The 20,644-nt window shown below is 65.2% G+C and carries 17 protein-coding genes; 10 read left to right on the forward strand and 7 right to left on the reverse strand.

All coding sequences use genetic code 11. The annotated features are described in order from the left end of the window. Positions 1-13: 13 nt before the first annotated feature. Complete coding sequence (gene ileS / locus QMN23_RS17600) at positions 14-2,785, reverse strand: isoleucine--tRNA ligase (RefSeq protein ID WP_282000633.1); 2,772 nt, start codon at positions 2,783-2,785, stop codon at positions 14-16. A 295-nt stretch (positions 2,786-3,080) separates the two neighbouring features. Between ileS and QMN23_RS17605 the strand changes: the two genes are divergently transcribed. Continuing rightward, a complete protein-coding gene (locus QMN23_RS17605; protein WP_282000634.1) occupies positions 3,081-4,841 on the forward strand; it encodes a cytochrome c3 family protein in 1,761 nt (586 codons plus the stop codon). Positions 4,842-4,886: 45 nt separating this feature from the next. Then, the gene (locus QMN23_RS17610) at positions 4,887-6,335 is read left to right on the forward strand and encodes an ATP-binding protein (protein WP_282000635.1); all 1,449 of its coding nucleotides are present in this window, start codon (positions 4,887-4,889) and stop codon (positions 6,333-6,335) included. 18 nt (positions 6,336-6,353) lie between these two features. Here the strand turns inward: QMN23_RS17610 and QMN23_RS17615 are convergent, their stop codons facing one another. The 4 genes from QMN23_RS17615 to aroF all read right to left on the reverse strand — a co-directional run bounded on the left by QMN23_RS17615 (position 6,354) and on the right by aroF (position 10,892). Next, complete coding sequence (locus tag QMN23_RS17615) at positions 6,354-7,202, reverse strand: ChaN family lipoprotein (protein ID WP_282000636.1); 849 nt, start codon at positions 7,200-7,202, stop codon at positions 6,354-6,356. Between the two features lie 14 nt (positions 7,203-7,216). Further along, on the reverse strand, positions 7,217-9,274 hold the full coding sequence (locus QMN23_RS17620) for a M1 family metallopeptidase (RefSeq protein ID WP_282000637.1): 2,058 nt from the start codon (positions 9,272-9,274) through the stop codon (positions 7,217-7,219). Between the two features lie 49 nt (positions 9,275-9,323). After that, on the reverse strand, positions 9,324-9,806 hold the full coding sequence (locus QMN23_RS17625; RefSeq protein ID WP_282000638.1) for a hypothetical protein: 483 nt from the start codon (positions 9,804-9,806) through the stop codon (positions 9,324-9,326). Positions 9,807-9,872: 66 nt separating this feature from the next. Then, positions 9,873-10,892, reverse strand: a complete 1,020-nt coding sequence (aroF, locus tag QMN23_RS17630) for a 3-deoxy-7-phosphoheptulonate synthase (RefSeq protein WP_282000639.1) — start codon at positions 10,890-10,892, stop codon at positions 9,873-9,875. A gap of 361 nt (positions 10,893-11,253) precedes the next feature. Between aroF and QMN23_RS17635 the strand changes: the two genes are divergently transcribed. From QMN23_RS17635 to QMN23_RS17660, 6 genes are all read left to right on the forward strand, one after another. After that, positions 11,254-11,697, forward strand: coding sequence for a YqaA family protein (locus QMN23_RS17635; RefSeq protein WP_282000640.1), 444 nt, complete (start codon positions 11,254-11,256; stop codon positions 11,695-11,697). A 16-nt stretch (positions 11,698-11,713) separates the two neighbouring features. Continuing rightward, a complete protein-coding gene (locus QMN23_RS17640) occupies positions 11,714-12,883 on the forward strand; it encodes a vWA domain-containing protein (RefSeq protein WP_282000641.1) in 1,170 nt (389 codons plus the stop codon). A gap of 4 nt (positions 12,884-12,887) precedes the next feature. Next, positions 12,888-13,292, forward strand: coding sequence for a hypothetical protein (locus QMN23_RS17645; protein ID WP_282000642.1), 405 nt, complete (start codon positions 12,888-12,890; stop codon positions 13,290-13,292). 533 nt (positions 13,293-13,825) lie between these two features. After that, positions 13,826-15,790 (forward strand): methyl-accepting chemotaxis protein, encoded by a 1,965-nt coding sequence (locus tag QMN23_RS17650; protein WP_282000643.1) that lies wholly within the window; start codon positions 13,826-13,828, stop codon positions 15,788-15,790. Positions 15,791-15,957: 167 nt separating this feature from the next. Beyond that, positions 15,958-16,497 carry a DUF2284 domain-containing protein gene (locus tag QMN23_RS17655; protein ID WP_282000644.1) on the forward strand — a complete coding sequence of 180 codons (540 nt, stop codon included), beginning with the start codon at positions 15,958-15,960 and terminating at the stop codon, positions 16,495-16,497. Between the two features lie 14 nt (positions 16,498-16,511). Continuing rightward, positions 16,512-16,814 carry a hypothetical protein gene (locus tag QMN23_RS17660; protein ID WP_282000645.1) on the forward strand — a complete coding sequence of 101 codons (303 nt, stop codon included), beginning with the start codon at positions 16,512-16,514 and terminating at the stop codon, positions 16,812-16,814. A 224-nt stretch (positions 16,815-17,038) separates the two neighbouring features. Here QMN23_RS17660 and QMN23_RS17665 read toward each other — a convergent pair whose 3' ends face one another. Then, positions 17,039-18,379, reverse strand: a complete 1,341-nt coding sequence (locus tag QMN23_RS17665) for an MFS transporter (protein WP_282000646.1) — start codon at positions 18,377-18,379, stop codon at positions 17,039-17,041. Positions 18,380-18,576: 197 nt separating this feature from the next. On the opposite strand from QMN23_RS17665, the gene QMN23_RS17670 reads away from it, so the two are divergent. Next, complete coding sequence (locus QMN23_RS17670) at positions 18,577-19,263, forward strand: DUF554 domain-containing protein (RefSeq protein ID WP_282000647.1); 687 nt, start codon at positions 18,577-18,579, stop codon at positions 19,261-19,263. Positions 19,264-19,345: 82 nt separating this feature from the next. After that, complete coding sequence (locus QMN23_RS17675) at positions 19,346-19,927, forward strand: DJ-1/PfpI family protein (RefSeq protein WP_282000648.1); 582 nt, start codon at positions 19,346-19,348, stop codon at positions 19,925-19,927. A 146-nt stretch (positions 19,928-20,073) separates the two neighbouring features. Here QMN23_RS17675 and QMN23_RS17680 read toward each other — a convergent pair whose 3' ends face one another. Continuing rightward, on the reverse strand, positions 20,074-20,619 hold the full coding sequence (locus tag QMN23_RS17680) for a hypothetical protein (RefSeq protein ID WP_282000649.1): 546 nt from the start codon (positions 20,617-20,619) through the stop codon (positions 20,074-20,076). Between the last annotated feature and the right edge of the window lie 25 nt (positions 20,620-20,644).

Genomic DNA, 20,644 nt, shown 5'->3' on the forward strand with positions numbered 1-20,644 from the left:
TTCCGGCAGTTTCTCACTTCACGGCGGCGGTACACTTGGCGCAGAGGGTCGGGTGCTCCGGATCGATCCCCAGCTCCTCCTCATAATGCCAGCAGCGCTCGCATTTCGTCCCCGGCGCGGCGCCGACCCCGATTCGCAACCCCTTGACGTTCTCCGCTTCCATGCTCTCGCCGGCAATCTCCGTCACCAGCTCCACCTTGGAAACGATAAAGATCGTTGCCAATTCATCGGCATACTCTCGAAGGAAAGCAAGAAGCTCCGGTTCGGCGGCCAGCTGCACCGCCGCGTCGAGGGAGTGGCCGATCACTTTCTGCACCCGGGCCTGCTCCAGAGCCTTGGCAACGTCGCTACGGACCCGGATGATCTGTTCCCAACGCTCGACGAGCGCTTCGTCCTTCCATTCGGGACGCAACGGCGGGAAGGCCGCGAGGTGGACGCTTTCCTCGGCCTGCTTCGGCATGTACCGCCAGACCTCGTCGGTGGTGAAGGAGAGGACCGGCGCCATCAGTTTCACCAGCGCTTCCAGCACCAGGTACATGACAGTCTGGGCGCTGCGCCGTTCCGGCGAATCCTTGCGGTTGGTGTAGCGCTCCTTGATGATGTCGAGGTAGAAGGCGCTCATCTCGACGGTACAGAAACCATTGACCGCATGGTAGAGAATGTGGAACTCGTACTCGTCGTAAGCCCGCAGCACCTTCTCTTTGAGGAGTTCCAGCTGGTGCAGGGCCCAGCGGTCGAGCTCGGTCATCGCCGCGAAGGGTACCATGTCGGTAGCCGGATCGAAGTCATAGAGATTGCCGAGCAGGTAGCGGCAGGTGTTGCGGATCCGCCGGTAGGCTTCGGCAAGGCGGGTCAGGATCTCCTGGGAGATCCGGATGTCGTCCCGGTAATCCTGGGCCGCCACCCAGAGACGGAGGATCTCGGCGCCGTATTTCTTGATCACCTCTTCAGGGGCGACGACGTTGCCGACCGACTTGCTCATCTTCCGCCCGGAACCGTCGACGACGAAGCCGTGGGTGAGAACCTCGCGGTACGGTGCCCGCCCCCGGGTACCGACACTGGCCAAGAGCGACGAGTGGAACCACCCCCGGTGCTGGTCGCTCCCTTCCAGGTACATGTTGGCGGGCGAGCCGAGCTCGGGGCGGTTCTCCATCACCGCCGCATGGGACACCCCGGAGTCGAACCAGACATCGAGGATATCCATCTCCTTCTCGAAGTCGGCCTTGCCGCAGGCCGGGCAGGTCGTTCCGGCCGGCAACAGCTCCGCCGCCTCCTTCTCGTACCAGATATCGGAACCGTCTGCCATGAAGAGGTCGGCAACATGGTGCATCACCGTGCCGTCGGCGAGGATCTCGCCGCAGGACTTGCAGTAGAAGGCGGTAATCGGCACCCCCCAGCTCCGCTGCCGGGAGATGCACCAGTCGGGCCGGTTCTCGATCATCCCGTAAATCCGCTCCTGCCCCCACTTGGGAATCCAGGAAACTCGGTTGATCTCCTCCAGCGAGCGCTGGCGGAGATTGTTCTTCTCCATGCCGATGAACCACTGTTCGGTCGCCCGGAAGATGATCGGCTTCTTGCAGCGCCAGCAGTGGGGATAGGAGTGGGTGACCTCGCCGGCGCCGACCAGGGCGCCGACTTCCCGCAGCTTCTCCATCACCGAAGCATTGGCATCGAAGACGAACTGGCCGCCGAAGAACTCCAGGCTCTGGATGTAGCGGCCCCGGTTGTCAACCGGGTTGTAGATATCGAGCCCCTCCTTGAGCGCCAGTTCATAGTCCTCCTGGCCATGCCCCGGCGCCGTGTGGACGCAGCCGGTACCGGCTTCGAGGGTGACGTGGTCGCCAAGCAGCACGATCGAGTCCCGATCGTAGAAGGGGTGCCGGCACCGTTTCCGATAGAGGAGGTCGGCGCCGAAAGTGGCAATCACCTCTCCCTGCACGCCGGTGGCCTGCTGAAAGGCATCTTTGAGCCCCTCGGCCACCACCAGCGCCTCGCCACCGGTTTCCAGGGCAACGTAGCTGAGCTCGGGGTGGAGGGCGATCGCCAGGTTAGCCGGAATGGTCCAGGGGGTGGTGGTCCAGATGACCAGGGAGACTTTCTTGCCGGCCAGGGCGGGCACCGCGGCGCTGATGTCGTCCTGGAGGGCGAATTTGACGTAGATAGAGGGCGAAACCTTGTCGGCGTACTCGACTTCCGCCTCGGCCAGTGCCGTCACGCACGACGAACACCAGTGGACCGGTTTCTTCCCCTTGTAGAGGCCGCCGTTTTCGGCGAAGCGGGCCAGTTCCCGGGCGGTGATCCCTTCGTAGTCGAAGCTCATCGTCAGGTACGGCTTGTCCCACTGGCCGAGCACGCCGAGCCGCTCGAACTCCTGGCGCTGGATATCGACGAACTTCGCCGCGTACTCCCGGCACTGCTTGCGCATCTGGTGCTTGGAGATCTCGTGCTTCTTGCTCCCCAGGTTCTTCTCCACCTGCAGTTCGATGGGAAGGCCGTGGCAGTCCCAGCCGGGGACATACGGCGCGTCGTGGCCGGTCATCCGTTTGCTCTTGAGAATGATATCCTTGAGGATCTTGTTGAGGGCGTGGCCGATATGGATATGGCCGTTGGCATACGGCGGGCCGTCATGGAGAATGTAGCGCGGCTTTCCCGCCCCCGCCGCGGTGAGCTTGCCGTACAGGTCCTGCTCCTGCCACCCGGCAAGGATGTCGAGCTCCTTCTGGGGGAGATTGGCCTTCATCGGGAAATCGGTAACCGGCAGGTTCAGGGTTTGCTTGTAGTCCATGAAACGTCCTCCGCAACGTAAGTGTTCATCCATAAAAACGAGGCGCGGCACGGGCCGCGCCAAACATGGTACGCTACAAGTAAACCGTCGAAAAGTCAAGGGTAAACGGGAAAATCCCCCCTACCCCGGCCAGCCGCCGCGCCGGGAGCGAGAAACGTCGGCCGCCACGTTGACCGGGCGGGAGTGTGGCGTTAGAATGAAAACTAATGCGAAAAAAGTGTCGGCCCGCCGGCGCAGAGTGTACAATCCCCTTCGCCCGGTCCGGAAAGGGCTGCGGAGAAAGGAAAGACGATCCATGACGAATCGCCAGCTGCTTCCCGCGCTCTTCCTCCTGGCGCTCGCAGCACCGGCCCTGGCCGCCGCGCCGCCGGCCGGGGAGTCGGGCTGCATCGCCTGTCACAGCAATGCCACAACGATGAAGGAAGCCGGCTACCCCCATTTCACCGTTACCAACGCCGAAGTCGAGGCCCAGTCGGGGATGACCGCCGACTGCCAGGACTGCCACCGGGGTGATCCGCAAGCGCGGGACAAAGAAAAAGCGCACACCGGGCTCGGCCGGCTGTTGGTGGTCAGGAAGAAAGGGCTGACCGCCGAACCGGTGGAACGGCGTCATCCGCTCTACTTCGGCGAGGGCGGCATGGGCCGGATCAGGTACGTGGCCGACAAAGACGGCAAGGGGGTGTTCGATTCGACCGTGACTACCATCCTCTGGCAGGATAAGCGCCCCGACACCCTGTCGCAGAACTTCACCATGATGAAGCAGACCTGCGGCGCCTGCCATCCCCGCGAATTTGCCCAGTTCACCACGAGCACCATGGGGCGGAATGCCAAACAGAGCTCGTATCGCAGCTGGACCGATGCCGCCCGGGGACCGCATAACTGCGGCGTCTGGTTTGCCGGCAACTACGACCGGATCGCCGCCAATACCGCGGTACCGTTCAGCGCCGCGGTAAACGACCTGAACCAGCGGGCCTGCAACAGCTGCCATGTCGGCTGCCTCGACTGCCACTATGACCCGCAGCCGGCATCGACGACCGACCCGAAACTGGGGATGCACACCTTCAACCGGACCCCGAAACCGGAAAGCTGCTACGGCGGCGGCCGGGGCTCGCTCTGCCATGCCGGCCCGGAAGACCGGCGGCGCGGCGCCGGCTACTTCGGCAGTTCCTTCTCCCACCCCGAAGGAGCCGAACCGGACATCCACCTGGCTAAGAAAGTCGGCTGCCTCGACTGCCACGAAAGCAGCCGTGACGGCAAGCTGTCCCACGCCATGGTCAAGCGCCAGGCGACCTGTGACCGCTGCCATGCCGCCATCGTCAAGAGCCACGGCAGCTCGGTGCACCGGCACCTTGCCTGCGAGGCCTGCCACATCCGCAACGTCGGCGGTTACCAGGGGACCTTCTGGGGCCCGGGAAAACTGGCCGGCTCGCCGACCCCATTCCTCAAGTACAAGGAGTATTACGGCATCATGGCGGACCCGATCCTGATCCGCGACCAGCGGGGAAGATGGATTCCGGTCAAGCCGTTCCCGATGGCAGTGATGAACGTCAAGACGGCCGACTTCAAGCCGGGGCTCTATTGGCGCTGGCCAGGCACCCTCCCCGATCTGCAGCGGACCGATGATGCCTGGGGCTACGTCGGGCTCTTTGACGGCCTGCCGGAAAACAACAAGGCACTGCTCTGGATCCAGATCGACAAACTCTCCCACAAGTACGGTCCGGCCCGCTCCTGCGACTCGTGTCACGGTACACCAGACGGCGAACAGCGCCAACTGGTCAGCTGGGATTACGCCGGTCCCGGCGCGCTCCCCTTCAGCGGCAGCCATACAGTCATCGCCAACAGCCATGGCCTGTTCATCCGCGACATGAAGGCAACCGACAGCGTCGAACCGACCACCGGAAATACCATTTCCAGCTTCGCGCCGTGGATTTACCTGAAAGACCGCTGGTCGATCCCCGGCAATTTCGCCGTGCCGCTGCCCAAGGACCGGGCCGGCTACGAACGGCTCAAGGGCAACCGGCCACAAGCGATCGCTACCGGTATCGTTCATCGGTAGCCCGACGGACCAACGACCGGCCATTTACCGGAGGAATCTCCACTCATGACCGACACAATCCGGATGCTGATCCTCGAAGACTCGGAAGACGACCTGCTGCTCTTGCTCCGCGAGGTGCGAAAAAGCGGCCTGGAGCTGACCCACCACTGCGTCGACAACGCCGCAGCCATGTGTGAGGCGCTCGATCGCCAGGAGTGGGACATCATCATTGCCGACTACAACATGCCCCAATTCGGCGCCCTGGCCGGGCTCGGAATAGTCAAGGAACGCCGTCTCGATATCCCGTTCATCATCGTTTCCGGCAAGATCGGCGAGGATCTGGCGGTGGCGGCGATGAAGGCCGGCGCCCACGACTACCTGATGAAAGGGAACCTTTCCCGGCTCGTCCCGGCCATCGAGCGGGAAATCCGCGAGGCTGGCGAGCGGCAGCGACGGCGCCAGGCCGAGGAAGCGATCCATACCCAGTTCAACCAGATCAGCACCATTTTCGACTCGCTCAACGCCATGGTCTACGTCATGGATATGGAAAACTTCGAACTCATTTATCTGAACAAGTACGGCACTCAGCTGTTCGGTGAAGATTGGGAAGGAAAGCCGTGTTACGAGGTGATCCAGGGGGGAAAGACCGTTCCGTGCGACTTCTGCTCCAACGACAAGCTGCTTATCGACGGCAAGCCGCTCCCTCCCTACATCTGGGAGTACCGGAACGAAACCAGCAGCCGCTGGTACCAGTGCATCGACAAGGCGATCCGCTGGACCGACGGCCGGCTGGTCCGGATGGAGATCGCCATCGATATCACCGAACGGAAAGAAATGGAGCGGATGAAGGATGAGATGATCTCGGCGGTGAGCCACGAGATGCACACCCCGCTGACCGCCATGCTCGGTTTTACCGAATTCCTGCTCGAGAACGAGGTCGACCGGGACCAGCAGAAAAACTTCCTCCGCACCATCTACAAGGAAACCGAGCGGCTCAACGAGCTGATCAACAACTTCCTCCAGCTGCAGCGCCTCAAGGCCAGCACCGTCAAATTCAGGATTTCCCCGGTCAAGGTGCGGCTCCTCCTTGACGATGCGGTTTCCCTCTACGCCGCCAGCGCCAAAAATCACCGGTTCAGCGTAGAGTGCCCGCCGGACCTGCCGCCGGTCCGCGGCAATGAAGAACAGCTCTACCAGGCGATCTGCAATCTCGTCTCCAATGCCATCAAGTACTCTCCCGAAGGCGGCACCATCGCGATCGGGGCCGCAGCCGACGACGGGATGATTACCATCCGGGTGCAGGACGAAGGGATCGGCATTCCGCCCGAATTTCACGACAAGATCTTCGATCGTTTTTTCCGGGTGGACAATAGCGACCGGCGCAAGGTGGGTGGTGCCGGGCTCGGTCTCACCCTGGTGAGGGAAATCGTTGCCGCCCACGGTGGCCGGGTGCGGGTCGAAAGCATTCCCGGCAAGGGAAGTACGTTCTTCGTCACCCTGCCGGTAATGAGGTAGGCGGGCGTTGCGAACCCGTCAATGGGTCAGCCAGAGATAATCGGCGTCGGCCACCGTTACCTCGCCCCGGTGGGCCCGTGAGTCGGGAAGGATGACCCAGCCGCCGAGCGCCGGATCATCCCCGGCAACCTCGGCGGGAATCCCCCCCCGGATAGCATGCCCCGCCCCAGTAATCACCACCATCGTCCGCCCCGGATTGCGTCGGGCGAAGCGGACGATGTGGAAAGCCATCGATTTGTTCCAGAGCTGCTGCGCTTCGCAGAAATTCCGGAAAAGGTCCTTCTCCGGGGCGTGGTCGGCATAGGCCCGCCGCACCATCTCCATATACGCCGAATTCACGTCACAGGTCACGTTGGGGACAAGCCGCGCCTTTTCTTCGGGGGCAAGGGAGGCAAAGCCGTGGCGGGCCACCTTGCGGGCGATCTCCCGGGGAATGTTCAAGCCGACCACCGGTATCCGCTTCTCCCGGGCATAGCACAGAATTGCGCCGTAAAAATGCCACGGCATCTGCCAGTTTCGGTAATACACCTCGCGAAACTCTTTTTCGGCCAATGCTCCGGCCGTCCACCGGTCGAGCGCCTCCTGGCTCTCGGCGGTGAACATCTCCATGCCGATGGCCAGCGGCACCCCGGCCTCTGCCAACGCCCGGATGACCCGTAGCTGAAAATCGTGATCGGCCTGGACGTCATGGATCTCGCCGACATAGACCAAGCGGGCCGCCTTGATCTCCCGGACCATCTCATGGAACGGGATTTCCCGGTTATCCTTTACCCGGACGATCAGATCATGACCGCGGCTCGCCACCGCCAGCAGAATGACCGCCGCCAGCACCGCCAGCGGCACGACCATTTTGGCCCTTCTCCCCATGCTCCCCTCCCGTCTCAGAAGACGACCGTCCCGGCCCCGGCGACAGGCGGCACCGTTTCTTTGCGCCGGTTTTCCCCGGCAGAAAAAACCAGCAGACTGTAACGGCCATAGTGGGTGATCTTCAGGGCGCAGGCCTCGGCGGCGGCCAGCGACCGGGGGAGGAACAGCGCGGCCACCCGCTCGCTGCTCCGCAGTCGGTTGCCGGCGACGAACAGGGCATCGCCCGGCGCTGCATAGCGCACGCCATCGACGGTAAACCCGGCCGGCGCGGCTTTCACCTCCGCCGGCAAAACCGGCAACAAGCCGGCCGCACGCGGGATGCCGCAGAGGAGCAGGTCGCGGTTGGCCAGAGCAGCGGTCGATAGCGCCCCCTCCCGGACCAGCACGGCATCCTCCCGGCCGAGCGAGCGCAGCAGCAGCCGGAGCAGCGGCTCGTAGGCTTCGTAACCGGTGGCGACCACCACGGTCAGCGCCCGGCTCCCCTTCAGCCGGTTGACGGTGGCCGGCAGTTCGTCAGCGGCGAGCAGCCGGAACAGGTCGACCTCCGGGTCGAGCAGCAGCCGCTCCGGCGCCGCCGGCACCCGGAACGCAAAGGGGGTCGCGGCCGATGCCAGCTGCAGAGTCCGGTCGTAAGACTCCCCCCCCGCCGTCAGCCGGATCGTCAGCGGAACCGCATAGGGGGTCCCCTCCTGGCGGACCGTACCCCGCACCTCCCACTCCACTCCCCGGCGTTGGCGGGTCACCCCGGCGAAGCTGAGCCGCGGCCCCCCCGGCCGGTCGAGCCACTGGGCAACGAATGGCGTGAGCTCCTCGCCCGCCGCCCGGGAAAAGGCCCGGGTAAAGTCGTCCCACGAGGCACGCTGGAAGCATTTATCGCGAAACACCTCCCGCAGGGCGGCCTCGAAGGCCTTGTTGCCGATCCGCCGCCGGATCATGTGGAAGAGCATCGCCCCCTTGCCGTAGCCGATCGACCGGGAGGCGGGATCGCTGCGACTGACGAACTGGCGGAGCGGGAAATCGGCCCCCGGTCCGACGAGCGAGGCGTAGTCGGCCAGGATGCGGAACCGGTACCCCCGCGCCGCCCGGGGCGACTGCCGCTCCTCCTGGTGGTAATCGGCCAGATAGGTGACCAGCCCTTCCGACCAGTTCCCCCGCCGGTAATCGACCAGGACGCCGTTGCCCCACCAGTTGTGGGCGATTTCGTGCGGGAGGCTGGTATCGATGATGAACGGCAGCCGGATCACCGTACCGCCGATCAGCGTATAGGAAGGGAAGCCATAGCCGGTCGGGAAGAAGTTTTCCACCACGGCGAATTTTTCGAAGGGATAGGTACCGAAGCGGCGGTCGTCCTCGGCGAGGTAGCGCGCCGACGCGGCAAGATAGCTGTCCGCCAGGGGGGCATCGTCGGCAAGAAAGTAGGTATAGAGCGGCAGCGAGCCGAGTTGCCGTTCCTCGATCCGGTAGGGTCCGGCCGACAGGGCGAGCGTCTCCACCGGGTGTTCCTCTTCCCAGGTGGAACTGGTCACCCCCGCCGCCGTCGTGCGGGCAATCCGCCGGCCGGCGCTGATCGCTTCGGTCCCGGCGGGAGCGATCAGCGTCAGGGTACGGCGACCGGGGCGGACCGGCGGCACGGGATACCATTCGGCATCGCTGCCGAGGTAAGTCCCCTGCGGCGAGATCGTGCCGCTGACCCCGTAGGTCGGATCCTCGGTGGCCACCGGATGCGCCGGCGCCCGGTCGGCGAAGCGGCAATGATAGCTGACCGTCACCTGCGGCGCCGGGCTTCGTTCCGGCAGCTCCACCACCAGCAGGTCGCCGGTACGCCGGAAGTGGGCCGGCTGGCCGGCCACGGCGACCCGGTCGATCTCGGCCGCCGGATTGAGCGTCAGGGACAGGGCGACGGCCGGCTCACCGCTCAGCTGCAGCAGGGTCTCGCCAGTCAGGAGCTGGTGCTCGGGATCGAGGCGGACCCGGAGCTCCTGGCGTTCCACGCCGAAGGAGCTCGGCGTGGAACAGGCCGGCAACGGCAGGCTGGCGAAAAGGATAACGATGAGCAAAAGGAGCGGTTTCATGGGGTATAACTATACCACCAAAACTGCTCGGCGAAAGGGACGGTCGGGATCAGCGCGCCGCGCCGCCGGCCGTCGCGGGGAGATAGCGGTAGCGCTTCCGTTTCTCCCCGGCCAGGGCGAGGAGATCCGCCTGGGCCACCTTCCAGACGCCATCCTCCCACACCAGGCGAAGCGAGCGGGTGCTGAACTCGGTGGCCGCCGGCCCCCCCTCCAGGCCGAAGCGCCCCCGTACCGTAGCCGCGTCGGCGCTCCGGACGGAGACCCGGACCTCCTGCAGCTGCTCCCAGCAGCAGGCGGGACGCCGGGCGGCACCGGCCAGCTTCCGGGCGAACCCTTCGCGGCTCTCCCGGCCGGTGACGCTCGTCCGGTCGTAGAGCGCACCGTAATCGCCGCTGCGCCACAACTCCAGGATCGCCTCCAGCTGTCGCTGGATCTCCCCGGACAGCTGGGAATCGGCCGGGCGGACCGTCCGCCCCTCCACCGTCCCCACCAGCAGCAGCACCAGCCACATCATCCCGAGTACCCGCTTCATCCCCGACCTCCTGTCGTGAGTTTTTTCTCATCATACGGAGGCCGGGGAGCAGGCGCAAGGGCTTTTCTACACCGTCCGGCCCACCGATTCGGCCACCAGCTTCAGCTGGGCCATCAGGGTGGCGAACTTTTTCGGCTTCAGCGATTGGGGGCCGTCGGACGAGGCCCGCTCGGGATCGGGATGGACCTCGATGATCAGGCCGTCGGCGCCGGCGGCCACCGCGGCCAGCGCCATCGGCCCGACGTAGTGGTAATCGCCGGTGCCGTGGGACGGGTCGACCACCACCGGCAGGTGGGTCTTCTCCTTGAGGACCGGGATGGCCGACAGGTCGAGGGTGTTGCGGGTGGCGGTCTCGAAGGTGCGAATCCCCCGTTCGCAGAGGATCACCGACTGGTTCCCCTCCGCCAGGACGTACTCGGCGCTCATCAGGAATTCCTGGATAGTCATCGACATCCCCCGTTTGAGGAGAACCGGCTTCCGGAGCTGTCCCACCTTCTTGAGCAGGGCGAAGTTCTGGGCGTTACGGGCGCCGATCTGCAGGATGTCGGCATACTCGGCGACCAGCTCGGCGGTTTCCGGATTGACCACCTCGGTGACGATCGGCAGCCCGGTGAGCGCCCGTGCCTTGGCAAGCAGCTTCAGCCCCTCCTCCTCCAACCCCTGGAACGAGTAGGGTGAGGTCCGCGGCTTGAACGCTCCGCCGCGCAGTACCCGCGCTCCGGCAGCCTTGACCGCCTCCGCCGTCTCGACGATCTGCGCCTCACCCTCCACCGAGCAGGGGCCGGCCATGACGATGATCTCAGGGCCGCCAATCCGCACCGTTGCGGAAATCTCGATCACGCTCGGTTCCAGTTTGACCTCCTTGGATGCCAGCTTGTACGGCTTGAGAATCGGCAGCACATTCTCCACCCCATGCATCGACTCGATCGACTGGAGGACCAGTTTGCCCCGCTCGTCGCCGACCGCCCCGATCACGTCCCGGGTCGTCCCGTGAATGACGTGGGGCTTGTAGCCGAGCTCCTTGATCCGCTTGAGCACTTCGTCCCGATCCTTCTTCGCCGCGCCCGCCTTCATGACAATGATCATCCTTTCCTCCTTGTGGTCCCGGAAAAGCACAAGGCCGGAGGATTCCCCCCCGGCCTTGATTCTCTGTGCAGCATTAAAAAAGCCGGGGGCGGTTTCCTGTCCACCCTCGGCTTCCGGTTTTGTGTATGGTTTGGTTCAGCTTCCCCTACGATAAACCTCGACCCTGGGCAGACGGCCTAAAATAAAAGCCGTACCAAAAGTAAAAGTTAAAGTAGGAAAAGAAACCGTGCTGATGCATGGTCGCAATAGTTGCCGTTTTGCCGGCAGATGTCAAGTGATAATTTCATCCCCCCGCCAGCGACGGGCAACCGGTTGCGCAAACCCTTTGACATCCTCCCCCCCGTTCCGCTACGGTTAGATCATGGAGCAGCTGATCGCCAGCCACAGTTATCCGGCCCTCTTTCTCCTCAGCTTCCTCGCCTCGACCCTGCTCCCGCTCGGGTCGGAGTGGCTGCTGGTGCTGCTGGTGCTGCGCCGCGGCGACCCGCTGCTGGCGGTCGCCGTCGCCACCGCCGGCAACTATCTCGGCGCCTGCACCACCTACCTGATCGGCCTTTACGGCGGGACGCTGCTGGTCCGCCGGGTATTGCGGATCGACGAAGCGGCCGAGGATCGGGCGAAGCGCGTGTACCGGCGTTACGGCGCCTGGTCGCTGCTCTTCTCCTGGCTGCCGGTGGTCGGCGACCCGCTCTGCCTGGTCGGCGGCCTGCTCCGGGTCGGCTTCGGCCGCTTTTCCCTGCTGGTCGGCAGCGGCAAACTGCTCCGCTACGCCGCCGTCGCCTGGCTGACACTGCAGAGCAACTGACGAACAAGACGAAGCCATGTCCGATACAATACTCGAAAACGCCATCGTCCGTTTGCTGAAGCGCCGCCCCTTCTACGGCCAGTTCCTGCTCGGCCTCCGCCGGCTGGAAGGGGAGACCGCCGCACCGCTCGGCGTCACCATCCGCGACGGCGTGCCGACCCTGACCGTCTCCCCCCGCTTTGCCGCTGCACCGCCGGCGATCCAGGAAGGGCTTTTGGAACACGTCATCAAGCACCTCCTCCATCTACACATGTCCCGCCGCAAGGGACGTCACGCCGGCGACTGGGACATCGCCTGCGACCTGGCGATCAACCCGACGATTGCACAACTGCCGGCCGAGGCCTACCTGCCCGCGTCGTTCGCCCTTCCCGACGGCCTGGCAGCCGAGGAATACTATGCCCAACTGGTCGACCCCTTCGACCTCGGCGGCCTCGACGGCGCCGGCATCGGCGACGCCGCCCGGGATGAAGGGGGAAAGAGCGGCGCCGGCCGCGACGAAATGCCGGCCGGGGAACTGGTCGACGACCACTGCCAATGGGACGACGCCGAGAGCACCCCGCTCCGGCTGGCGGAAGAGGTGGTGCGGGGGCTGACCCGCGACGCCTGGCAAAAGTGCGACGGCGAGGTGCCGGCCGACATCCGCCGGGTGGTCGAAGGGCTGCTTCGGCCATCGCCGATCCCCTGGCGCCAAATCCTCCGCCAGTTCGTCGCCGCCGCCGGGCGGACCGGCCGGGAAACCACCTGGATGAAGGAGCACCGCCGGTTCGCCCACGTCACGCCGGGAAGTCGCAAGAAACGTCGGCTGAACCTGCTGATCGGCATCGACGTCAGCGACTCCACCAATATCGTCGCCCTCCGCGAGGCCTTCGCCCACGAGCTGGTCCGGATCTCCCGGGGGCGGGAGGCGCAGCTGACCGTGCTCTACGCCAACAGCCGCGTCCAGCGGATCGAGACCTTCCGGGGGAGTACCGCCGTCGCCGAGGTCTATCACGGCGGCGGCTTCACCGATCTCCGGCCGGTATTCGATTATGCCAGGACCATGCAGCCGCGCCCGGCGGCGGTGATCTACCTGACCGACGGCATCGGCCCAGTGCCGGAACGGATGGAGTTCCCCACCCTCTGGGTATTGACCAGCGACGGCGAAAAACCGGCTCCCTGGGGAGTGGCAATGAGACTGGAGGTATGAAGCAATGACCGACACCCAACCGATGACCGCCGATTCGGTCAGGGAGCTGCTCGAAGCCGCCGGCGCGACGGTGATGGCCCGCTCGGGCCGCTCCGAAAGCTACGGCTCACCGCGGGATTTCTCCTTCGAGGTCAAGGCGCTCTTCGCCAACGGCCTCGGGCTGCACATCATCGCCCGGCAGTTCAATTATCGGGACCCGTGGGAGGCGGAGGGACGGATCAACGAAGTGGTCGACGTCTCGCTGCTCCGCGACGGGACCTACACGGCACTGCCGAAAGGGTATCCCTGGTTCCAGGGGTGCGATCTGGAGGAGGGGGTCGACGAGGCGGGACTCCGGGAGATCGTCGCCTGCGTCCGGGAGCTCAATCCGAAGGTCTACCTGCTGCAGGAGCTGACCGGCGACCTGTAGCAGCCGCAGGCGCCGGCCACAACAGAAAAGCCCCGGCGGAGCAACTCCGTCGGGGCGATCGAGTGGCGAAAGGGCTGGTTCCCTCCCTGGAACCGATGGGCACGTTCCATAAAATACTAATGTGATTCCTTTTACGTAAATCCCCCACCCATGTCAAGCAATAAAACGGCTTGAAACGGCTGTTCGAGGCGTGCCGGCGGCCACAATTGCTGCCATTCCGTATCGGCAGACACCCCTCAATCGTTCGCCCCGACGGCCGCCGCCGCAACAGCCGGGAATCCTTCGCCTTTATCAAACAGTGTTCGCGAAATCCGCAATAATTAAACATTTTTCCTCAAGATATCCCCACCGGCACCGATAGCAATACCTAGGGCAACACCGCAACATAGGGGGGCAACGGGCGGCCTGCAAGCCGCCGGCCCGCCAACCGATCAGTCCTGCCAAAGAAGGCAGCGCCGCAGCACAATCGTGAAGCGGCCGCTGCCTTTTGTCGTTTTTGCCGGTCATTTGCAATGCAAAGGGGGAGAAGGCTGATGCAGATTTTTCACAACTTGCGGATTCGCGGTAAATTCATGATCATCATCTGTTCGTTGACCATCCCGATTGCGATTCTGCTCTACCTGCTCGTCGCCGAAAAGAACATCGCCATCGACTTCGCCGCCAAGGAGATCAGCGGCGATCGCTATCTCCGGCCGCTCTACCAGCTGCTCGTCACCGTTCCCCGCTACCACCTCGATGCCGGCACCCCGGCGGCCGGGGCGGACCGGGAGCGGGTTGCCACCGCACTGCAGGAGCTGGAAACCACGGAGCGGGCCCTGGGAGGGCCGCTCAAGACCGGCGAAAAGTATGACGCCCTGCTTGCCGCCTGGAAACCGCTGGCGGAGCAGCCGGCGGACCGCCAGGCATTTACCGCCACCTACCAGAACATCCAGGCGCTCATCTCCCAGGTGGGAGACACCTCCAACCTGATCCTCGATCCCGACCTCGACAGCTACTACGCCATGGACGCCACCTTGCTCAAGCTGCCGGCCATCGAGGACATCCTCTGCCAGCTGATCATTCATGCCCGGGAGAGCCTGACCGCCGGCACGGTGTCGGCCGACGCCAAGACCCGCTTCGTGGTGCTGCTCGGCCAGCTCCGTTTCAATATCGGCGAACTGCAGCGCGGCATGGGGGTGGCCTACGCCAACAACGGCGCCGGCAACCTCAAGCCGAAGGTCGGGCCGCTACTTGAGGCAACCGTGGCTGCCGTCAACGGTGTGGCCGACACCATCGAGAAAGAGATCATCGCCGGCGACCGGCCGACCATCGACGCCGCAGCATTCGAAAGCCGGACCGTCGCCGCCGTGACCAAGGCCAGCGAGCTGTGGCAGCAGAGCATCGGCGAACTCGATCTGTTGCTCGGCCTGCGGATCGCCGGTTTCCAGCAGAAGAAGTATTTCGCCATCGCCTGGGTAAGCGTCATCCTGGTCGCCAGCATCATCCTGTCACTGTTCATGGTTCGGAACATCGCCCAGCGGCTGGCAGCCGTCGCCCTGTCGCTCAGCGAAGTAGCCGGAGGAAACCTGGCAATCCAGGTTGCCGATCCGGCCCGGGACGAAGTCGGCGACCTCTGCCGGGCGCTCGGAGAAACCGTCAGCGCTCTGCGCGGCCTGGTGGAGCTGACCGTCCACTCCTCCCACGAGGTAGCGACGGTGGTCAGCGGCCTGGAAGAAGGGGCCCGCTCGACCGTCCGGGAGCTGGAGCAGCAGTGCGTCCAGGCGAGCCAGGCAGCCACGGCGGTGGAGGAGATGAGCCAGACCATCGATGAGATCGCCCAGGGGGCGCGGAACGTCTCCGGCCACTCCCAGGAGGCGATCGGTGCCACCGAAAACGGCCGCGGCGTCACCAGCGACACTACCGGGGCGATCAAGCGCATCCACGACGCCACCGGCGGGCTGGCGGCAATGATCGAACAGTTGAACGGCAGTACCGCCGAGATTGGCGAGATCGTCTCGGTGATCGAAGACATCGCCGACCAGACCAACCTGCTGGCCCTCAACGCCGCCATCGAGGCGGCCCGCGCCGGCGAAATGGGCCGGGGGTTCGCGGTAGTCGCCGACGAGGTTCGGGCACTGGCGGAAAAGACCGTCCGGGCCACCGCCGAGATTTCCCGGCGGATCGAAACGGTGCAGGCCGATGCCGGCCGGACGGCCAAAACGATGGAAAGCGCCCTCGGCGAAGTGGCGGTCGCCTCCGATCACATCCGCCGGCTCGAAGAGGTCTTTGTCAGCATCGACGGCAAGGTGCAGTCGGTCAACGACCAGATCGCCCACATCGCCGTGGCGATCGACCAGCAGTCGACCGTTTCCCAGGAAGTGTCGCACAACATCGAACAGACCTCCAGCTCGGCCCGGGCGGTGGAACAAGTATCGCGCAGCGTGCTCGGCACGGTAGAGACACTGAAGCAGACCGCCGCCAGTCTGGTGTCGACCACCGCCCGCTTCCGGATGGGCTAGCCACCCCGCCCCTCTCTCAACGGCGGCGCCCCGGGAACGCCCGGCCGCGCCGCCGCCAGCTCCTTCCGCTTGCAATTCGCCCGAATCTCTGCCATCTAATGGGATGACGACGGCGCCCGGACCGGCAGGGACCGGTCGGTGTCCAAGCGAAGCGAAGGAGAAGGAAGATGGCGGATCAGGCGTTGCTGCAGAAACTGTTTCAGGAAGGCGGGGGACGTGATTTCCGCTGGATCGACCCCGCCGAGATCGTCGTCGGCCAGTGGGTGCGGCTGAAGTGCATGTTCGGCTGCAGCGACTACGGCCGGAACGCCTCCTGTCCGCCCAACACCCCTTCGGTGGCCGAGTGCCGCGACTTTTTCCGCGAATACCGCCTCGGGGCGATCTTCCACTTCGCCAAACGGCTCGACGACCCGGAGGAACGGCACGGCTGGTCGCGGGAGCTGAACCGGCAGCTCTTGGAACTGGAGCGGTCGGTCTTCGTCGCCGGCTATCAGAAGGCCTTCCTGATGTTCATGGACAACTGCAAGCTCTGCCGGGAATGCGCCCGCAGCCGCGCCAACTGCCGCAATCAGAAGCATGCCCGCCCCTCGGCCGAGGCGATGGCAGTCGACGTCTTCGCCACCGTCGCCAAGTTCGGCTACCCGATCGAAGTGCTCGGCAGCTACGGCGAAGAAATGAACCGCTACGCCTTCCTGCTGATCGAATAGCACAGGAGCCCGTCATGCCCGGAAGAACCGTCATTGCCGCCGCCCTCCTCGTCGCTGTCACCACCGGCGTCGGCCACGCTGCAGCAACCGCTGCGCCGGCCGCTCCCACCAGCCCTCCCGCACAGCCGGGCAACACGGCACTGCCGAGCAACCTCTTGCCCACCGCCGACCCGGCCGCAACGCCGCCCGCCGCCAACCCGGTCACCACCTCCCCGCCGCCCGCCGCCCCGCCCCGGAGCAGCGGCATGCAGCACGAGTTCCACGGCGGTTTCACCACCATCTTCGGCGTCACCAACGGCACCCCCCGTTCTAACTGACGAGCCGCCATTTTTCTCCCTCTCCCCAGCCCTCCCCCATCAGAGGGGGAGGGAGTTTATGGGAGCTTGCGGAAGATTGGAGCTTTTCGGTTTCGAATGCGGCGACGAACCACCGGACGGTGCATCGCGTTCGGATTTGCGCCAGATTCGTCGCGGCCGACCGAGCGACACCGCAGGCGGAGCAGCGCTACGGCGAAGATGGCGTGAAGACGGACGCGAGCCCTCTAAGGGTCTTCGGGGGGGGACGTGAGGTCTGCCGCCGCCTGCATCCCCGCCGCTACCTCGGGAATGATGCCGAGCCGGGCGTAGATCGGCCGGACCAGTGGCCGCAGATGCCGCAGCTGCCGGCCGAAGAGCACCCCGCCGAGCAGGCAGGCGAGCCCGCCGAGCAGCAGGGTATTCTGGGCGCCGAGCCGGTCGGCCACCGCGCCGGCCAGCAGGCTGCCGATCGGCGTCGCCCCCATGAACGACATGGTGAAGAAGCTCATCACCCGCCCCCGCTTGTCGTCGTCGACGATCGTCTGGAGAATGGTGTTGCTGGAGGCAATCTGGGCCATGGCGCCGAAGCCGGCCAGGGCAAGAAACAACGGCGAGAGGACCAGCGAGCGGGAGAGCGCGAAACCGGCTACGCCGAGACCGAAGACGCCGGCGGCCACCGCGATCACCCGGCCGAGGCCGAGGACACTCCTGCGGGAAGCGAGGTAGAGGGTGCTGCCGAAGGCGCCGATCCCGGCCGAAGCCATCAGGAAGCCGAAGGTATGGGCGCCACCATGGAGGACCTCCTTGGCGAAGATCGGCATCAGCACCACGTACGGCATCCCCATCAGGCTGATCAGGCCGAGCAGCATCAGGATGTAGCGGATCGGCTTGAAATCGAAGGCGTAGCCGAACCCCTCGCGCAACTCGTGGAGGACATGCTTCCGGCCGGGACGCGGCGGCACCGGCCGGAGCCGCATTGCCGCGAGGGCGATGATCACTGCCAGGTAGCTGGCGGCATTGATCAGGAAGCAGACTCCTTCGCCGAGGGTGGCGACCAGGATTCCGGCAATGGACGGGCCGATCAGCCGAGCGCCGTTGACCATCGACGAGTTGAGGGCGATGGCATTCCCCAGGTCTTCCTTTTTCTCCACCATCTCCACCACGAACGACTGACGGATCGGGATGTCGAAGGCATTGACCACCCCCAGCAGCGCGCTCAGCACGATGATCAGCCAGATCGGGATCGTACCGGCCAGGACGAAGGCCGCCAGCACCGCCGCCTGGACCATGGCCAGTGTCTGGGTAGCGATCAGCAGCGGCCGGCGCCGCCAGCGGTCGGCCAACACCCCGGCCACCGGCGCCAGGAGGAAGGTCGGAATCTGGCTGGCAAAGCCAACGACGCCAAGCAGGAGCGCCGAGCCGGTCAGCCGGTAGACGAGCCAGCTCATCGCCACCTGCTGCATCCAGGTGCCAACCAGCGAGACGCTCTGGCCGGCGAAAAACAACCGGTAGTTCCGGGAATGCAGCGCCCGCAGCATCAGCCGCAGCCGTTCTCCAACCTTCTCCAGCTGATCATTCGCCCCCATCGACACCCGTTACCCCTTTGCCTTCCAACTTGTTTGCCCCGCTGCCGTCGTTCGTTAGACCGGTCGACTATCTATGCTAACAGCAGCGAGGCCACTTGTCACCATCCTCTTTTCACCGGCGGCCGCCAACCGGCATTTTTCGTTGCCAGCCGCCGGCAGCCATGCTATTACGGCGACATTCCCCGCAAGGAGTCCCCATGATTCTCACCGGAACCATCGCCAACGTCGCCACCATCTGCGCCGGCGCCCTGATCGGTCGCTATGCCGGCCGTTTCGTCCCCGCCCAAACCCGCCGGACGGTGATGGCCGGGCTAGGACTGACCGTCCTGCTGATCGGCCTGCAACTGGCCCTGAAGAGCCGCCAGCCGCTGCTGGTAATCGGCGGGCTGATCATCGGCGGCGTACTCGGCGAGCTGCTGCAGATCGAAGCGCGGCTGGAAAATTTCGGCCGCTGGCTGCAGGAACGCTATGCCGGCGCCGGCAACATCGCCGAAGGCTTCGTTACCGCCAGCCTCCTCTACTGCGTCGGCGCCATGGCGATCATGGGCTCCTTGCAGGACGGCCTCGGCGGCAAGCCCTCCATCCTCTACGCCAAAGCCGCCCTCGACGGCGTCGCTTCCATCGCCCTCGCCTCGACCCTCGGCATCGGCGTGCTGTTCGCCGCCCTGCCGGTGGCCCTCTATCAGGGGGGGATCACCCTGGCCGCCGAGGTGGCCAAGGGGGTGCTGACCGAACCGGTGATCGTCGAGATGAACGCCGCCGGCGGCCTGCTGATCGTCGCCATCGCCCTCGACATGCTGGAGCTGAAGCGCATCCCGGTCGGCAACCTGCTGCCGGCGGTCTTCGTCGTTGTCGGGCTTGCCTGGGCGTGTGGCCTCGCCTGAACCGGGCGGGAAAACGTGGTAGACTTGAGCCATGGTCGGCAGTCGGTCGGCCAGAGTACGGTTCGACAAGGAGAACGAGCTCATGGCAACGAAGAAGATTCTGATGCTGGTGGGTGATTACGTGGAAGATTACGAAGTGATGGTCCCCTTCCAGGCGCTGCAGCTGGTCGGGCATCAGGTGCATGCCGCCTGCCCGGGGAAGAAGGCCGGCGAATTCGTCCGGACGGCCATCCACGACTTCGAAGGGGACCAGACCTACAGCGAGAAGCGCGGCCACAACTTCACCCTCAACGCCACCTTCGCCGACCTCCGCCCGGAAGATTACGACGCCCTGGTCATCCCCGGCGGCCGCGCCCCCGAATACATCCGGCTCAACGAAGACGTGCTGGCGGCTGTCCGCCACTTCGCCACGGCCGGCAAGCCGATCGCCGCCGTCTGCCACGGCGCCCAGCTCCTGGCGGCGGCCGGCGTCCTCAAGGGGCGGCAGTGCAACGGCTACCCGGCGGTAGCCCCGGAAATCCGCAGCGCCGGCGGCAGCTGGGTCGAACTCCCGATGGACGGCGCCCACACCGACGGCAACCTGGTCACCGCCCCGGCCTGGCCGGCCCACCCCGCCTGGCTGGCCGCCTTCCTGAAGCTGCTTGGGACGAAGATCGAACCGTAACGGTTACTGGCTATTTTTAGTGACGCGGTTTGGTGGGAAAAAGGTGAGTTAAGAATATTTATTAAAACGCCCCCGCCATTCCACGAAGGGAACGGCGGGGGCGTCGGCAGGTTGGCGAGCCGGGGCAGCCGCCCGGCTCTTCCCGGCTACCGCACGGCGCCGATCGTTACCGCCAGCTTGTCGGTCAGGTCGACGGTGCTGTTGGTCAGCGTGTCGTACCCCACCGCCTTGACGATCGTTACCGGCGCATTCAGCGCCTGCAGCCCGCTCAGGGTGATGCTCGCCCCCGTCCCCACCGTGCACGCCAGCCGCAGGAACTCGCCCGAACGGTAGCTGTCGCTGGTGGTCGCCATCGTCAGGTACGCCTTCCGCGTCGAGGCCGAGTAGTTGCCGTAGGCCAGGTTCGTCCCGCTCAGCGCGCTCCCCGGGGTGAGCGTGCTGGTGACGATCTGCCCGCTGCCGCCGGTGGTCGTGGTGACGTCCATCCCCACCGGCAGCGTCAGGGTGAAGTCGATGCCGCTGATCGACGCCGGCAGCTGCGCCGTGCTCATGGCGCTGAAGGTCACGGTGGCCGTCCCGGCTGGAAAGACGTAGTCGCCGGTCGACGGGGTGCTGCTGCCGTCGCCTCCGCCGCAGCCGGCCAGGGCCGCCAGGGTCAGGATCACGCCGATCAGGTGCTGTACTCTCTTCATGCTTTCCTCCTCAGGTATATTTCCA

Origin of the sequence: Geotalea uraniireducens (assembly GCF_027943965.1) — a bacterium.
Classification (GTDB): Bacteria; Desulfobacterota; Desulfuromonadia; order Geobacterales; family Geobacteraceae; genus Geobacter; species Geobacter uraniireducens.

Bases quoted from the DNA above. Each gene is read 5' to 3' on its own strand.
- ileS (WP_282000633.1), bottom strand. From the start codon at position 2,785: ATGGACTACAAGCAAACCCTGAACCTGCCGGTTACCGATTTCCCGATG.
- QMN23_RS17605 (WP_282000634.1), top strand. From the start codon at position 3,081: ATGACGAATCGCCAGCTGCTTCCCGCGCTCTTCCTCCTGGCGCTCGCA.
- QMN23_RS17610 (WP_282000635.1), top strand. From the start codon at position 4,887: ATGACCGACACAATCCGGATGCTGATCCTCGAAGACTCGGAAGACGAC.
- QMN23_RS17615 (WP_282000636.1), bottom strand. From the start codon at position 7,202: ATGGGGAGAAGGGCCAAAATGGTCGTGCCGCTGGCGGTGCTGGCGGCG.
- QMN23_RS17620 (WP_282000637.1), bottom strand. From the start codon at position 9,274: ATGAAACCGCTCCTTTTGCTCATCGTTATCCTTTTCGCCAGCCTGCCG.
- QMN23_RS17625 (WP_282000638.1), bottom strand. From the start codon at position 9,806: ATGAAGCGGGTACTCGGGATGATGTGGCTGGTGCTGCTGCTGGTGGGG.
- aroF (WP_282000639.1), bottom strand. From the start codon at position 10,892: ATGATCATTGTCATGAAGGCGGGCGCGGCGAAGAAGGATCGGGACGAA.
- QMN23_RS17635 (WP_282000640.1), top strand. From the start codon at position 11,254: ATGGAGCAGCTGATCGCCAGCCACAGTTATCCGGCCCTCTTTCTCCTC.
- QMN23_RS17640 (WP_282000641.1), top strand. From the start codon at position 11,714: ATGTCCGATACAATACTCGAAAACGCCATCGTCCGTTTGCTGAAGCGC.
- QMN23_RS17645 (WP_282000642.1), top strand. From the start codon at position 12,888: ATGACCGACACCCAACCGATGACCGCCGATTCGGTCAGGGAGCTGCTC.
- QMN23_RS17650 (WP_282000643.1), top strand. From the start codon at position 13,826: ATGCAGATTTTTCACAACTTGCGGATTCGCGGTAAATTCATGATCATC.
- QMN23_RS17655 (WP_282000644.1), top strand. From the start codon at position 15,958: ATGGCGGATCAGGCGTTGCTGCAGAAACTGTTTCAGGAAGGCGGGGGA.
- QMN23_RS17660 (WP_282000645.1), top strand. From the start codon at position 16,512: ATGCCCGGAAGAACCGTCATTGCCGCCGCCCTCCTCGTCGCTGTCACC.
- QMN23_RS17665 (WP_282000646.1), bottom strand. From the start codon at position 18,379: ATGGGGGCGAATGATCAGCTGGAGAAGGTTGGAGAACGGCTGCGGCTG.
- QMN23_RS17670 (WP_282000647.1), top strand. From the start codon at position 18,577: ATGATTCTCACCGGAACCATCGCCAACGTCGCCACCATCTGCGCCGGC.
- QMN23_RS17675 (WP_282000648.1), top strand. From the start codon at position 19,346: ATGGCAACGAAGAAGATTCTGATGCTGGTGGGTGATTACGTGGAAGAT.
- QMN23_RS17680 (WP_282000649.1), bottom strand. From the start codon at position 20,619: ATGAAGAGAGTACAGCACCTGATCGGCGTGATCCTGACCCTGGCGGCC.